At 64.1% G+C, this 15,070-nt stretch carries 13 protein-coding genes and 1 pseudogene; 6 read left to right on the forward strand and 8 right to left on the reverse strand.

Annotated elements, in window-relative coordinates; all coding sequences use genetic code 11:
• Nucleotides 1-72 precede the first annotated feature (72 nt).
• Genes LB556_RS14455 through LB556_RS14465 form a run of 3 tightly spaced genes read right to left on the reverse strand, consistent with a single transcriptional unit; the run spans nt 73 to nt 3,330 of the window.
• Nucleotides 73-1,371, reverse strand: coding sequence for an alpha/beta fold hydrolase (locus tag LB556_RS14455; RefSeq protein WP_224568063.1), 1,299 nt, complete (start codon nt 1,369-1,371; stop codon nt 73-75).
• Nucleotides 1,372-1,382: 11 nt separating this feature from the next.
• Nucleotides 1,383-2,357 (reverse strand): alpha-ketoacid dehydrogenase subunit beta, encoded by a 975-nt coding sequence (locus tag LB556_RS14460; RefSeq protein WP_224568065.1) that lies wholly within the window; start codon nt 2,355-2,357, stop codon nt 1,383-1,385.
• A 1-nt stretch (nt 2,358) separates the two neighbouring features.
• Complete coding sequence (locus LB556_RS14465) at nt 2,359-3,330, reverse strand: thiamine pyrophosphate-dependent dehydrogenase E1 component subunit alpha (protein WP_224568067.1); 972 nt, start codon at nt 3,328-3,330, stop codon at nt 2,359-2,361.
• 102 nt (nt 3,331-3,432) lie between these two features.
• Between LB556_RS14465 and LB556_RS14470 the strand changes: the two genes are divergently transcribed.
• Nucleotides 3,433-4,179 (forward strand): SDR family oxidoreductase, encoded by a 747-nt coding sequence (locus tag LB556_RS14470; protein ID WP_224568069.1) that lies wholly within the window; start codon nt 3,433-3,435, stop codon nt 4,177-4,179.
• A gap of 30 nt (nt 4,180-4,209) precedes the next feature.
• Here the strand turns inward: LB556_RS14470 and LB556_RS14475 are convergent, their stop codons facing one another.
• Genes LB556_RS14475 through LB556_RS14490 form a run of 4 tightly spaced genes read right to left on the reverse strand, consistent with a single transcriptional unit; the run spans nt 4,210 to nt 8,075 of the window.
• Complete coding sequence (locus LB556_RS14475) at nt 4,210-5,949, reverse strand: hypothetical protein (protein WP_224568070.1); 1,740 nt, start codon at nt 5,947-5,949, stop codon at nt 4,210-4,212.
• Nucleotides 5,939-6,751: an alpha/beta fold hydrolase gene (locus LB556_RS14480; protein WP_224568072.1), complete on the reverse strand. Its 813-nt coding sequence runs from the start codon at nt 6,749-6,751 to the stop codon at nt 5,939-5,941. Before LB556_RS14480 ends, LB556_RS14475 begins: the two co-directional genes overlap by 11 nt.
• The gene (locus tag LB556_RS14485; RefSeq protein ID WP_224568074.1) at nt 6,751-7,527 is read right to left on the reverse strand and encodes an aspartate dehydrogenase; all 777 of its coding nucleotides are present in this window, start codon (nt 7,525-7,527) and stop codon (nt 6,751-6,753) included. The genes LB556_RS14480 and LB556_RS14485 overlap by 1 nt, the downstream gene beginning before the upstream one ends.
• A gap of 11 nt (nt 7,528-7,538) precedes the next feature.
• Entirely contained in the window at nt 7,539-8,075 is a 537-nt protein-coding gene (locus tag LB556_RS14490; protein ID WP_224568076.1) for a cupin domain-containing protein, read from the reverse strand.
• Between the two features lie 149 nt (nt 8,076-8,224).
• Here LB556_RS14490 and LB556_RS14495 point away from each other — a divergent pair, with 149 nt between their 5' ends.
• From LB556_RS14495 to LB556_RS14515, 5 genes are all read left to right on the forward strand, one after another.
• Nucleotides 8,225-9,829 carry an FAD-dependent oxidoreductase gene (locus LB556_RS14495; RefSeq protein WP_224568078.1) on the forward strand — a complete coding sequence of 535 codons (1,605 nt, stop codon included), beginning with the start codon at nt 8,225-8,227 and terminating at the stop codon, nt 9,827-9,829.
• Between the two features lie 449 nt (nt 9,830-10,278).
• Nucleotides 10,279-11,235, forward strand: a complete 957-nt coding sequence (locus tag LB556_RS14500) for an IS256 family transposase (protein WP_411908589.1) — start codon at nt 10,279-10,281, stop codon at nt 11,233-11,235.
• A 218-nt stretch (nt 11,236-11,453) separates the two neighbouring features.
• Nucleotides 11,454-11,819, forward strand: coding sequence for a YybH family protein (locus tag LB556_RS14505; RefSeq protein WP_224568080.1), 366 nt, complete (start codon nt 11,454-11,456; stop codon nt 11,817-11,819).
• Nucleotides 11,820-11,866: 47 nt separating this feature from the next.
• Entirely contained in the window at nt 11,867-12,493 is a 627-nt protein-coding gene (locus LB556_RS14510) for a 2-hydroxychromene-2-carboxylate isomerase (protein ID WP_224568082.1), read from the forward strand.
• A 59-nt stretch (nt 12,494-12,552) separates the two neighbouring features.
• The gene (locus LB556_RS14515) at nt 12,553-13,728 is read left to right on the forward strand and encodes an MFS transporter (protein WP_224568084.1); all 1,176 of its coding nucleotides are present in this window, start codon (nt 12,553-12,555) and stop codon (nt 13,726-13,728) included.
• Nucleotides 13,729-13,891: 163 nt separating this feature from the next.
• Here LB556_RS14515 and LB556_RS14520 read toward each other — a convergent pair.
• Nucleotides 13,892-14,402 (reverse strand): annotated as a pseudogene (locus LB556_RS14520) (DUF6101 family protein); the annotation flags it as partial.
• Nucleotides 14,403-15,070: the final 668 nt, after the last annotated feature.

Raw genomic sequence — 15,070 nt, forward strand, 5'->3', positions numbered from 1 at the left:
ACTCCTTCTGGCATCTGCTCCGGCGCCCCGGCGCCGGTCAAAATGGTCTGTCTGCCTTCCGCGGCTGCCGGCTCAGCCGGCGCTTCGCACCGTCTCGGTTATCAGCCGGGCCGTGAGCGCCGGCGCCTCAATCTGCGCGACATGGCCGATGCCATCGAGAAGATGGACGGCGGCAAAGCCTGGCGCGCGGGCCGCGTGGGCGGCCGGAATGATGCGGTCGAGCCTGCCCCAGATGAGCCGCGTCGGGACGGCGAGTTCCGCGAGCGCGCCGCCAAGATCGAAGCCTTGCGTGCCGTCGGGGAACAGGCTTTCGGCCATTGCCACTAGCGTTTCGCGATTGCCGGTCTTTTCGATCTGCCGCAGCGCGGCCTGCGCGTAGCCGCCCGGCAAAGCCGAGGGGTCGCCGACCATGGCCGCCAGCCACCGCTCCAGCGCCTGGACGGTTGTTGCGCGGGCGAGCCCGGCAATGAAGCCCGCATTGATCTCGGGGCCGAGCCCGCCGGGAGCGAGAAGCGTGACGGAGCGGACCGCAAGGCGGCCAAGCCGAGTGAGCGCGAGAGCCGTGGCGCCGCCGAGCGAATGGCCGACGAGATGGGCATTGCCCACGCCCATTTCCTCCAGCCGGTCGGAAAGGAGGAAAGCGATCTCTTCGATGCTGCTCGCCGTCGTGGTGGCTTCACCGCCGTGGCCGGGCAGGTCGAGGCTGATTGTCTCGATCCCCGATCCGAGCAGCGGAACGACCTGCCGCCACACGGAGCGATCCGCCCCGAAGCCATGGATGAAAACCACCAGCATGGCTTGTCTGGCCACCATCGGCGCGGCAACAGACGATGTCCGACCCGGGGCCGGCGTCCGTTGGACCGCGGCATCCTGTTCGTTCGTGCGAGCGGCAAGGGCGGCATCGATGTCGCGTTTCTTGATGCGTCCGCGCGGCCCGCTTCCCGAAATAGCGGCAAGGTCGAGCCCGGCCGCCGCGGCAAGCCGCCGGGCAAGCGGGCTGGCGATCAGGCGGCTGCCGGGCTGCCGGATGGAGGAAGAGGCTTCGTCAGCCACAAGCTCGCGCGGATTGGCTGCCGTGGCGGCTGCTATCGCCGGCCCAGGCGAGGCCGGCTGGCCAGCCATCGGCTTCTCGTCCGCGATCGTGCCGAGCACGGCGCCCACCGGCGCTTCCTGTCCTTCGGCGAAGAAGATGTCAGCCAGCCAGCCGTCGCGGTCGGCTTCGATTTCGGTCGCGGCCTTGGCCGTCTCGACGGTGACGACCAGATCACCGGCCTTGACCGGATCGCCTGGCTTCACCGCCCAGGCGATCACGAGCACGGCTTCCATGTATTCGCCGCCGGCGCTGTCGATCGTGATCGGATGGGTTGTCATCGCTGCCTCCGTCACTTCAGCGTCTTCAGCGCGGCGGTGCGGATCTTTTCGGCATTCGGCAGCATCGCCGTTTCCAGCGGTTCGGAGTAGGGGATCGGCATGTCCGGCAGGGTGACGCGTGCGACCGGTGCATCGAGCTCGTCAAAGGCGTGGTCCATGATCGTTGCCGAAAGCTCGGCGGCGTAGCCGCAGAAGCGCCAGCCTTCGTTGACCACCACGGCATGGTGCGTTTTCGAGATGGAGGCGACGATGGCGTCGACATCGAGCGGGCGCAGCGACCGCAGGTCGACGATTTCGGCCGAAACGCCGTCAGCGGCCAAGATGTCGGCGGCCTTCAACGCCTCGACCACCATCTTGGAGGTGGCGAAGATCGAAATGTCGTTGCCCTCGCGCATGGTTGCGGCCTTGCCGAGCGGCACAGTCACATCGCCGTCCGGCACCTCGCCGCGAATGTTGTAGAGCAGCTTGTGTTCGAGGAAGACCACCGGCTGGTCGTCGCGGATCGCGGCCTTCAGCATGCCCTTGGCGTCGGCGGGCGTTGAAGGCGCGACGACCTTGATGCCGGGGATGTGGGCAAGCATGGAATCGAGCGCCTTGGAGTGCTGCGCGCCGGCACCGGCGCCGCCGCCGCCCTGCGTGCGCAGCACGAAAGGCATCTTCACCTGGCCGTTCCAGATGTAGTTGTAGATCGAGGCCTGGTTGACCAGGGCATCGAGCGTCAGCGGTATGAAGTCCGCATACATGATTTCCAGCACCGGACGGGTGCCGGTCATGGCCGCGGTCACCGCCATGGCGGTCATCGCCTGTTCGGAGATCGGCGTGTCGCGCACGCGCGTCTCGCCGAACTCCTCCATCAGCCCCTTTGTCACCTTGAAGACGCCGCCATAGCGGCCGATGTCTTCGCCGAAGAGGAAGACGGAAGGATCGGCCTGCATCTCTTCGCGCAGCGCCGCGTTGAGCGCCTCGGCGTACCGCATCATGGCCATGTCAGTGCGCTCCGCTGTAGGGATTGCAGGCTTCGTCGACGGAAAATTCCGGCAGGGGATCCGACAGCGCGGTCTCGAAGGCCTCGGCCACCTCGGCCTTGGCCGCCGCCTCGATGTCGGCGAGCTTGGTCTCGTCGACATCGCCAAGAAGTGCCTTGCGCGAAACCAGCAGCGGGTCGCGTGCCTTCCAGGCGGCTATGTCCTGCGGCTTCTGGTAGCCGCCCATGTCGGAGGTGGAAAAGCCTTCGATGCGATAGGTCTTGCATTCGACCATGCCAGGGCCTTCGCCGCGCCGGGCACGCTCGGTCATGGCTGACACGGCGCGGTAGACAGCGACAGCATCGTTGCCGTCGACGATCTCGGCCGGCATCGCGTAGCCGGCGGCGCGGATCGACAGATCTTTGACCGGCGACTGAACGTCGGACGGGACGGTCAGGCCGAACTGGTTGTGCTCAAGCACGAAGACGACGGGCAGCTTCCACAGCCCGGCCATGTTCATCGCCTCGTGGCAGATGCCGGTCTGGGCGGCGCCGTCGCCGAAGATGCACATGGCGACATTGCCGGTGCCGAGGATCTGCATGGAAAGCGCCATGCCGGTTGCCGCCGGGATGCCCGCGCCGACAATGGCATTGCCGCCGATGACGCCCTTCTCGGCATCGGCGATCAGCATGTGGCCGGCGCGCCCGCCGCAGGCGCCGGTGGCGCGGCCGAGGATTTCGGCGACCACGGGACGCATGGCCATGCCCTTGCCGATATAGACAGCGTGGCCGCGATGGGTGGTGGCGACCTTGTCACCCGCCTCCAGCACCGCCGTTGCCGCGACACCGACAGCTTCCTGGCCGTCGCAGCGATGGATCGGACCGCGCGTGCGTCCTTCCTTGTGGAGCGCGCCAAGGCTCTCTTCCAGATGCCGCACCAGCAGCATGCGGCGATAGATTTCCAGGTGCTGTTCGACGGAAGGAGTGTTTTTCACTGATATCTCCGATCTCGTGCCGAAATTAAATACAAAAGTGTCGACACTTTGCAAGGGGTTCTGCAAGATGGAGACGAAACAATCTGGAAAACAGGATCAACAATGCGTTTGAAGGACAAGATGGCGATCGTGACAGGCGCGGGAGCCGGCATCGGCGCGGCCGTGGCGGAACTGTTCGCGCAACAGGGCGCGCGTGTCCTGGTCGTTGACCGGGACGGCGCCAAAGCACGAGATGTTGCGCACAGAACGGGTCAGCTGGCGATGGAGGCCGATGTCTCGGACGAGAGTTCCGTCATGGCCATGGTGGCGTGCGCGCAGGAGGCGTTCGGGCGCATAGACGTGCTCGTCAACAATGCCGGCTACGGCATACGCGGCTCCGTCGTCACCAGCGCGGCGCAAGACTGGGACGCGCTGATGGCCGTCAACCTCAAGGGCGTTTTCCTCTGCTCCAAATATGCCGTTCCGGTCATGGCCGCGGGCGGCGGCGGCGCGATCGTGAACACCGCCTCCAACGTCGCCCATGTCGGGATTGCCGATCGCGCGGCCTATGTCGCATCGAAGGGCGGCGTCGCGGCGCTGACACGCGCCATGGCGCTCGACCACGCGGCGGAGAAGATTCGCGTCAATGCCGTGGCGCCCGGGACTACCTGGTCGAGCTATTTCGACAAGATTCTCGAAACCCATTCCGACCCCCAGGGCTTCGTTACGGCGTTGAATGCACGCGCGCCGATGAACCGCGTCGCCCAGCCGGTCGAGATCGCGCAGGCGATCCTGTGGCTTGCCAGCGACGAATCCTCCTTTGCGACCGGCTCGATCCTGACTGTCGATGGCGGCATGACGGCCTGGTGAGATGCGCGCCCGTCTGGACCATGGCGGACGTCACCGGCCGCTCGGGATGGAGCGCAGGGCACCGAGCATCGCATCGAGATCGGCGCATGGCACGCAGCCAAGCTTTGCGATGTCCTCGGTCACATCCACCGGCAGGCCGGAATTGGAGTCCTTCGGCACTTCGTTCAGCCTTCCGCCGATAAGCACCGACAGGACAAGTCCGCGCGCCGACATCGCTGCCTTCACCGCCTGCGCGTAACGAAGCGCCACGCCATTGTAGGTGCTGACGGCGATGGCATTGGCCCCGGTCTCAGCCGCGTGGGCGACAAGCGCTTCGGGATCGACGGCCACGCCGGCATCGGCAATGGCAACGCCCAGGCCAGCCAGCGCCTGCTCGACGAGATACTTGCCGTGCTCGTGCACATCGGTCGTACCGATGCAGACGATTAGGGGTTCTCGGCTTGCCAACGGTGTCTGCGTCGAAACCCAGTCTGCCGCCTTGTGGTTGAGCTCGCGGGCCCATTCGGCATGGATCAGTGGCGTGCGTCCGCGTCCGCTTGCCGCGCCCGGGCCGAAAAGATCCTCCAGGCGCTTCGGTCCCATGCGGCGGATGGCGAGCATCAGCGCGGCCGGGTCTTCGGTATCCACCCCCCGCTCGGCCAGCCCCTTCATGACGGTGTCGGCAAAACGGCGTCCGCCTTCGACCAGCACATCGGCCATTGCCTCCGCCTTGGTCCAGTCGAAGACCGGGTCGTAGAAAGGGGCGTGCAGTGTCAGCCGGTGTGCGAAGGTCTGCGCATCGATGATCTCGTCGACATCGGGAATGCGCTGATTCTCGGTCACCGGCACGGGATTGATCGCATGGCCGGACGGCCACCGACCGACCGCCAGTATGTCGGCCAGGAGATAGCTTGCCAGGCTGGCGTAGTTGCCCGCTGGGGTCGATTGGTAGGAGACGGTGTTACCGAAGATCATGGTGCCCGGCGTGTCGTTGACCCGCACCAGCGCGGCATGGAAGGCGGTGCGCGACAGCGGATCGCTGAAATGGTGGCCGTAGCAATGGGCGAGGCGCGCCCCGATCAGCCCCTCGACGATATGCTTTTCGATCAGCACCATGCCCAGCGCGCAGGCCATGTCGATAAACAGTCCGGCAAATCCGTCGTCGAGATTGGAATGCACGAGGATCTCGGCATCCTGCGCGGCGATCAGGCCGAGCGCGGTGACGGTCGTCTCGGTGGTCACCACATCGTCGTCCCAATAGGGCAGCCGGAAAGTGAAATACTGCCCCAGATTGCCGACCGCCGTCGCCCCGGCGGCGATGGCCGAGCGGGTGTTTTCCAGCGCACCCGGCAGGCCGAGCATGAAGTCGCCGAAATGCGCGGCGGCGGGTGCGGCATTGGTGATGCGCGCAAAATCCTCGGGACCGGTGAGCACGATGCCGGTGCCGCGCGCCGCCTTGGCGCGCATGGCTTGCGGATAGCCCATCGACCAGTCGAGGGTGATGCCGAAACGGTCGACCGTCACACCAGCCTTGCGGCATTGCCCGTGCACCTCCCCGATCGCCGCGATGGTGCGGTCGACGCTTCTGAAGCCGATATGGGCGTGCTGCATGACGCGCTTCTCGGTCGCTGCCTTGCGCTTCCAGGCGGCCTCCGAAGGCATTCCGGTTTCGGTGAGGAAGAGGCAGTTGCCGAGTCGCCAGTCGCGCGCCATGGCGCGCCCTTCGGCGAGGAGGTCGGCGCCCGGCTTCAGCCGCGGATCGATGAGAGCGGCGGCAATTTCAGCGGTCATGATATTTGCTCTCGGCTCCGGCGATGAACCGGCGAAGGATGACGGCAAAACCCTCGGGATCGGCGAGAGGATGAAAATGCGCGCCGGGAACAGTTACATGGTCGGCACCCGGTATTGCCCTGGCGATAGCCTGCGAAAGGGCGGGCGGCGTCAGGATATCGCAAGCGGCCGCAATCACCTGCACCGGGGCGGCGATGCGCGGCAGGTCGGCAAGGCGATCGTGGTTGAGCAGCATGCGCACGCGCGCCGCGGCCACGGCGAGTGGCGCCAGCGTATGCGGGGCGCCTGCGACCGCCGCGTCGAGTTGCCCGGCATGTGTCTCGAGGTAGGACGGTTCGTGGCACAGCACATGGCCAAGGCGCTGAAAGGTTTCGGCCATGCCGGCATCAAGCAGTTCGGCACGGGCGCCAAAGAGCGTGCGGAAGCGGACGTCGGCCCGCGCCCAGGAGCTGCTGATCGTATAGCTCAAGCCGATCTCGGCATGATCGAGCGCCAGCACCTGCGCGATGGCGCCACCGGTCGAATGCCCGACAATATGAGCGAGACCGCCCGTCTGCGCCAGCAGGCCGGCAATGTCGCTGGCGATCAGGGGAATGGAATAGAGGCTGTTCGGGCGATCGCTGCGACCCGCGCCGCGATGGTCGGTGACGATGATGCGATGGTGGGCATCGAGCAGCCGAACGACGCCGGCCCAGAACCTCCCATCACCGCCGAGCCCGGGGATGAGGATCAGGCGCGGGCCATGGCCGCCGAACGTCTCGTAGTGGATGCGGCAACCATCGGCGGCGGCGAAGAAGGGCATCAGTGATGGCCTTCCCGTTCGAGCAATTCGCGAAGGGCTGCGACGAGGCTGAGCGCGGTGAGCGCCGAAGTCTTGGGATTGTCGGGCGAGGGCGCGTTGACGAGATGGAAGGAGGCGGTGCCGGCGGCACTCTCGACTTCGATTTCGTGGGTGTTGCCGCAAGCCGCCGGATCGGCAACCACACGCACCGTCACCTTGTCGGCGCCCGCCGCCAGCGCCACGGCGAAAGCCGCATTGAGGTTTTTTGGATAGCGCCTTACCGCCTCGGTGGGCGTGCCCTCGAAGAGGGTTATGGCGCCATTGTCGGCTGAATGGCCGGCGGAAGCCAGCTCCGCCGCCCAGGCGGCCGGCGGCTTGCGCGAGGTACAGCGGACGCGCGCATCGGGAAGTACCGCTATCGCCCGCAAATAGTCTAGGCCTCCCAGGGCGCCCGACGGCAAGACCAGGCGCGCGCCTCCGATGCGTGCGGCATCAGTCAGTCGGGCGGCAAGCGCCGGATCGGACAGCGCGCCCACCGAAGCGATGATGGCCGGGATGCCGGCTTCAAGAAGCGCGGGCACGCAGGCGGCCACCGCTTGCTGGCTCGCCGCCTCCACCACCGCCGTGGGGCGTGCGTCGATCAATGCGTCAAGCCGCGTCACCGCGCTGACATGTGCCGGCAATGCCCGGCTGGCGCCTTCGCGCAACAGCACCACCCAGCGAACCGCATCCGGCGGGAAGGCGCGGACGATCTCGTGCGCGATCGCACCGTAGCCGATGAGCCCAATCATCAGCATCCTGGCCTGCTTCAGGAGGTCTGTTTCGTGGGATCGAACTTGTCGGCGAGATCAGCCCCGAACACCGTCTTGCGCTCGATCTCCAGCACGTTTTCCGGACGCGGAAAGTTGGACGGCACGCGCTCGCCTGGCTTGCGCGGTTTGCCGATCAGGCGGAAGAAGTCCTCCAGACCATTGGGCACGATCAGCCAGATCCAGCGCAGCCGCGTCTCGCCATCGTTGATGAACATGTGCCTGACATTTTTCGGCAGGAACACCACGCTGTCCGGGATCAGCGGATATTCTTTGCCGTCGATGACGGCACGGCCATGGCCTTCGATGACATAGACCGTCTCCTCGTTTCGGTCATGCGTGTGCTCGCGCACATAGCCGCCTGGCGCGACCGATTGCGTGCCCAATGCGAAAGGGTGCTCCATGCCGACGACATGCGGCGCCAACGCCACGTCGATATGGCCGTTTGCCGGTACCGGCTGCCAGTAGCTTTCGCGGGATTCAGATCCGGAAACATGGATGCCTGTCGGAGCGGGTTGAAGGCGGGTGTCGTCCATGGCTCTGCCTCTCGAAAGGAGCTGCGAAGGTCGTGCGGGGCACGCTGCTGACCAAGAGAGGGTACAGCGCAAAAAGTGTCGACACAATAGTAGACAGATTAAATTTCCTGTCTCTATAGTGCCGTGATGATCATGGCAGGGGAATGCCGATGGGCGAGTACGACGTTCTGGTGATCGGTTCAGGATCGGCGGCCTGCTCGGCGGCGCTGCGGGCCGCCAAGGGCGACCTCAAGGTGCTCGTCATCGAAAAGAGCGAATGGCTGGGCGGCACCTCGGCCATGTCCGGGGCCGGGGTCTGGATACCCGCCAATCATGTCGCGGCCGAAGTCGGCATCGCCGACAGCCGCGAGGATGCGCTCGCCTATCTGCGTGCGGTCGCGCCCGAAGGGTGGGAGCAGAAGGAAGATGCGCTCTGGAGCGCATTCGCAAAGGCCGCACCGGACATGCTGCGCTTCCTGTCAATCAACACGCCGCTCGACTTCCGCCTGATCAACGAGCCGGACCCATTTGCCGAAGCGCCGGGCGGCAAGCTCTACGGCCGCATGCTCTCGCCCAGACCGCTCAGCCGCCGGATCCTGGGCCGGTTCGCGGCCCGACTGCGCCGTTCCACCTTGCCGCACAGCTTCACCTACCAGGAAGTGGTCGACCTGGATCTCTATCACCACCCCATCCGGGCCGGCTTCAAGCTCTGGCCGAGGCTCCTTTGGCGATGGCTGACGAATTCAGGTGGACAAGGTACCGCGCTCATGACCGGGCTCATCAGGGGCTGCCTCGATGCCGGCGTCACCTTCCGGCTCGGAACACGCGCCATCACCCTGCTCCAGGACCCAGACTCGCGCATCATCGGCGCGGAAGTGGAGAGCTCAGGCCGACGGATGACGATCCTGGCACGCCGCGGCGTGGTGATCGCCACTGGTGGCTTCGAATGGGACGCCGAGATGCGTAAACGCCATTTTCCCGGTGCATTCGACCGGATCGGAAGCCCGCGCGGCAACGAAGGCGACGGCCAGAAACTCGCAGCTTCCGTTGGCGCGCACTTGGACCGCATGGATCAGGCAAACGTCTATCCCTGCCTACCGACGCGTTACCAGGGCCAGCCGCATGGCTTACCCATGACTTTCCAGGCAGAGCCGCATTCGATCGTGGTCAATCGCGAGGGAAGGCGCTTCATCAGCGAAAACGACTTTAACATCGGCGAGGCGATCGATGCGCGCGAGCCCGATGGCGCCCCCGTCAATCTGCCCTGCTATCTCGTTGGCGATCACCGGTTCATGAAGACGTCGCTGCCTTTCCGCTGGTACGCATCCTACGAGCGCGACTGGGTCAAGAAGGCCGATACGATTGCTGGCCTTGCCACCAAGCTCGGGCTGCCGCCAGCGGCGCTCGAGGAGACGATCGCCCGTTGGAACGGCCTCTGCGCCAAGGGGCGTGACACGGATTTCCACCGCGGTGAGAACGGCTGGGAGGAATACAAGGCCCACAGCCCCGAGGGTCGGCTGAAGGCCATCGACAAGCCCCCCTATGTCGGCATGACGATCAATCGCTCGATTCTGGGCACCAAGGGCGGCGCCCGCACCAATGAACGCGCACAGGTGTTGAGATCGGACGGCTCGATCATTTCGGGCCTCTATGCGGCAGGGCTCGCCATGGCCAACCCCATTGGCACGCGTGCCGTGGGAGCCGGCACGACCCTTGGCCCTAACCTGACATGGGGTTTCATCGCTGCCGAGACGATCCTATTTCAGAACCGATGATCCAATTGACCTCCACCCATGGCGGTCCGATTAAATAAGGAACACATCCCGCAAATGCCAGCGAGCACATGTTGCGCTATCGGCTGTCTTGCGCCGAACACGGCGGGGCACGTTGAATGATGCATGCTGCCGCCAATATTTCCTCCAACTCGTGGTCGGAAACCTTGCAGCCTTGCCATCAGTGTTTGGACGGCGCGGATCGCCTATGCGGTGGAAACGAATCGGGCCTTGCCTCTGGCATGAACAAATTTCTGGCCGTTGTGCACAGGCGGCTTGCCGTTGATGAGCGGCAGCGTCTTCCACTGGCTCCGGCAGGGCGTGCTCGGTTTCCAAGCCTGCCAGCGCCGCACGCTCGATGCGATCCGTTATCTGGAACACAGCGTTGCCACCTCTGCGGCACCCGAAGGCGTCGTGCTGCGCCACGGCGCATTCTACGCCCCGACACCGGCATGTTCGATGCGGCGACGATCGAGCAAATCCGCAAGCGGCGCGTGCCAGCGAGCAGTTCTCTGGCGGAGCAGGGCTCTTTCAGTGCTGGCCGCGCCATCAAGCAGGGCATGGTCAAGGCCATGGGCATGAGCGGTATTTCCAAGAGCCAGGTCAGCCGGCTGTGCGAGGAGATCGACGGCAAAGTGAAGGCCTTCCTCGAGCGGCCGATCAAGGGCGACTGGCCCTACATCTGGATCGATGCCACCTACTTGAAGGTGCGCCGCGGCGGCCGCATCGTCTCGGTCGCCGTCATCATCGCCGTCGGCGTCAACGCAGACGGCCGCCGCGAAGTTCTCGGCATGGAGGTCGGCACCTCGGAGGCCGAGCCGATCTGGACGGAGTTCCTGCGCAAGCTGACGCGCCGCGGGCTGCGCGGGGTCAAGCTGGTCGTCTCCGATGCCCATGAGGGTCTGAAGGCCGCCGTGACCAAGGTGCTCTCAGCCACATGGCAGCGCTGCCGGGTTCACTTCATGAGGAACGTGCTGGCGCACGCCGGCAAGAGCGGCCGCCGTGTCGTCTCGGCCTTCATCGCCACCGCCTTTGTCCAGGAGACGCCGGAGGCCGCAAGCAGGCAATGGCGCGCCGTCGCCGACCAGATCCGGCCCAAGGTGCCCAAGCTCGCCACCATCATGGACGACGCCGAGCCCGACGTACTCGCCTACATGACTTTCCCCAAGGAGCATCGGGCCAAGCTTCACAGCACGAATCCGATCGAGCGTCTCAACGGCGAGATCAAGCGCCGAACCGACGTGATCGGCATCTTCCTGAACGACAACGCCATCGTCCGCCTCGTCGGCGCGCTGCTACTCGAGCAGAACGATGAATGGGCCGTGCAGCGGGCCCGATACATGACCCTTGAGACCATCAGCCAGATGAGCGATGATCCGCTCATCAGCCTGCCAGCCGTGGCGCGCTGATCAGCCCGGCTTCCTGCCGGAGAGCGCGGCGACCAGCGCCGTCAGCTACACCACTTCCTGAGACGCGATCATGTGTCCTGGTTTACAAGAAGAGTTCGACCGCAGACCATCTTTGGGTGGCAGATGGCAGCGGCCGACCCGCAACCGCCTCGCATGTGAGGATTGTCGCATACCTAAGAAATCGCTAACATAGCGATCTCGCGCCCAGAGGGCTTCCGATGTCGACCCACGAGGAATTGCAGGCTTTCTGGAATGCCTATGTGGCTGCCTATCGTGCCGGCGACACCAATACATGCGGCTCGATGTTTACGGTCGATGCCGAATTACATTCGCCCTACGCGCCTCCGGCTAGAGGCCGCGACGCAATCGAAGCTCTTCACGCAACCTGGACGAACGGGCACAGCGAGGCGACCGACAAGAAAATGAAAGTGATACATGCGGGCAGATCCGGTGACCTGGCTTGGTGCCTGGCGACGTATACCGAGGGCTTGGAGGTCGGAAACGGTACGTCGGTCGACGTCTTCGAGCGACAGGCCGACGGGTCATGGCTGATACGCATGTGCAGCCTTAACAGCACCGACTGAGGAATAGGTTTGTTGCCGATTTGGCGCGGCCGCGGAGGCGGAGGGGAATGAAGCAGATCGACTTCTTCTATTTCTTCGGCAGCGGCTACGCATATCTGTCGGTGATGCGTATTGACGCTATGGCAAAACAGTCGGGCGTTGCCGTTCGATGGCGCCCCTTCAATGTCCGCACCGTGATGGCCGAGAACAACATTGCCCTTCGCACCCAGGCGGCAAAGGTAAAGTACATGTGGCGTGATGTGGAGCGGCGTGCGGCGACGCACGGCGTTCCTTACGTCAGGACTCCCATCTGGCCGACCGATCCAGACCTTCTGGCCAACCGGGTCGCCATGGTGGCGGCAGAAGAGGGCTGGTGCGAGGTCTACACCGTCGCAAGCTTCAGGGCCTGGTACCTGGAAGGCATGGGACTGGGCAGCCGCGCCCATCTGGGGCATGTGCTGGCTCCCCTCGGTCAGGACGTCGACGATGTGATTGCCAAGGCCGACGGCGCCCGAGCCCATGAGCGTCTCAAGGCGGAGACGGACGCGGCGCGCAGCTATGGCATTTTCGGCTCCCCGGCCTTCGTCGTGGATGGCGAAACATTCTGGGGGGACGACCGGTTAGAAGAGGGGCTTGCCTGGGCCGCTGGGCGACATGAACTGCAAACGTTGAAGCATGACGAAGAGGACTACTAAGGACGCGAGGCATTGGTGAAAGCCATGCGCTGATCGTCAGTCCCAAGGGGAGGATTCAAGTGCCAAGCCGCTGGACCATTCTTGCTGTCTTGTTCGTCGCTCGTGCCGCCTTCGCCTTCCAGTTCGGCAGCGTGGGGGCCGTAGCGCCGCAGCTTAGCGAAGGTCTCGGGGCCAGCCTGGCCGACATCGGCATCCTTATCGGAGTCTATTTTGCGCCGGGCGTCCTGCTCGCCTTCCCCGCTGGCACCATCGGACGCCGCTATGGCGACAAGGCGACGGTTCTCGCCGCACTCCTGGCGATGCTGGCAGGCGAATTGCTGATGGCTGCATCGGCATCATGGAGTGTGCAAATCGCAGGCCGATTGATTGCGGGCACTGGCGGCATTCTCCTGAGTGTTCTGATGACCAAGATGGTCGCCGACTGGTTTGCCGGCCGCGAAATCGCAACCGCGATGGCCATTTTCGTCAACTCGTGGCCGGTGGGCATCGCGATCTCGCTCATGCTCTTGCCATGGATCGGAGCGAAATTCGGCCTTCATGCCGTCAACCTCGCCGTCGCAGAGTGGATCCTGATCGGCCTCGGCCTGATGGCGTTTTTCTATCGCGCACAGGAGGCGGTCGTCTCCGTTGAAGGCGAACGAGGCAGTGTGACCTCGGAAACGATCTATGCAGTGATTGCCGCTAGCTCGATCTGGTGTCTCTACAATCTCGGTTTGGTGATGATCTTTAGTTTCGGGCCAACGATGCTCGTCGAGCGAGGCTGGTCCTTGGCTGCAGCGGGATCAACGATCAGCATCGTCCTCTGGCTCACGGCGCTTTCGGTTCCCATAGGAGGCTTGCTCGCTGATCTGACCAAGCGCGGCGAAGCTATCATTGTCGCAGGCTGCATTGGCTTTGCGCTGCTGACGGTTCTCCTGTCGCGAAGCGGCCAGGTGCTTCCTGCCGTCATTGCCGTCGGGACCGTTTGCGGCCTGCCTGCCGGCGCCATCATGAGTCTCACCGCGCGCGTGCTCGAGCCGAAGACGCGGGCGATCGGAATGGGAATATTCTATACGGCTTTCTATGCTGGAAGCCCGGTTGGGTCCGCGATCGGCGGAAAGCTTTCCACGTCGCTCGGCTCCGCGAGCGCCGCGCTCGACTTCGGCGCCCTCATGCTCTTGGTTTGCCCAGCAATTCTGTGGGTCTTCCACCGTATCGTTGCTGGCCAAAATCGCCCGGGATTTTTGCGCGGGTGACCAGGGCAAAGGCTCGAAACGGTCGCATAGCGGGTCGGGGCACCCGGGCGACGAAGACCAGCGCGGATACAGACCAAGTGCACGAGACACTTGTCACATCACTTCCGATCCAACAATCGACCAATATCCCCTAATGACGTCAGTTTGTTCATCAGGCCAGCATTAGAAAGCCTGGGCGCATGGTCGAGACGCGGCCCATGTTGCGGTCGCTGTGGTAAGGACGCGTTGATGGCGCCGAGCGTTTCCTCAAGCGTGCGGGCAACGCCGTCGGTGCCAAGCAGAAGCATAGGCAGACGGTAGGCATCGGCCCAGGCACGCCAGTCGGCGGCAACAAGCTCGAGCTCGTCAGACACCAGTAGCGGCACCGTCAGGGTCGGATCATTGTGCAGAAGCTTGAGCTCCGATGTGATTTTTCCGTCCGGATACACCATCGCGCAGGCGGCCACGCCGCGGAAAAGCTTAGCGGGAAGAGCAATGATTGTCGGTAGGCTGCTTGAATCCTGCATGCGTCGGACCACCACGCCACGCTGGTTGAGCGTGAAGGTCACGTCGCCATAATTGTCGCGCGTGGTATAGCTCACCGTCTTCGGCAGGCGCGATGGGTCGAGACGCCTGTTGCGTCCGGTCCAAGAGCTCGCCTCCGGTTCAGTATGAGTCCGCTCACTATCTTCCATCACTGGCACCTGGAGAGAGAAGGGTCCTGAAGCACAGCACGCAACCGATCCCCCCCGAGTGAGCCCCAATCCTTTGCGTCGCCGCCGTCTTCGGCTTGCGTCCAGCAGCAGCTGCGTGCCTTGGCAATCTGTACCTTCTATCGAGGCGGAACCGGATGTACCCGGCTCGAACTCTCAGCATATGTCCTTGCCAATAAAATAGGAGCGCATTCTGTATTAGTCATTACTAATTCATGTAAATTTTTTGGTACTCAAGCAAAAAGACCGTCGGCCGAGTTATGCAACATGCTGCTGTCCCGCGGCGTTTGCGCCATAATGCCGGATCGGTGGCCGTCAACCCGTCTTGGCCTAGACTAGGGTTCGATGCTCCCCCGCCGCGCACGACAGCGAAAATAGGTGCGGCATTCGGTGGACTCTTTCCTTCCTCGGGGACTTTTCGTACGCCTGCCGGCGCCCGAAGCTCTTCACGGGGCCCGACCGTCAGATTTCGGCGTGTACCGTCGACAAGCGATCATCGCGCCGCCGATATCAGCCACCCATCTGCCCATTCTTAAAGGCGGGCGAAGAATTTAGCGCGGCGCCTGCTTTTAAAAAGCGTGTCGCGATTAATTGGCCTCATATCCGGCAGCTTTGAAGAAGTTTCTGCATTCGGCTGGCTCGAACAAATT

Source organism: Mesorhizobium sp. ES1-4 (assembly GCF_020164745.1).
Classification (GTDB): Bacteria; Pseudomonadota; Alphaproteobacteria; order Rhizobiales; family Rhizobiaceae; genus Mesorhizobium.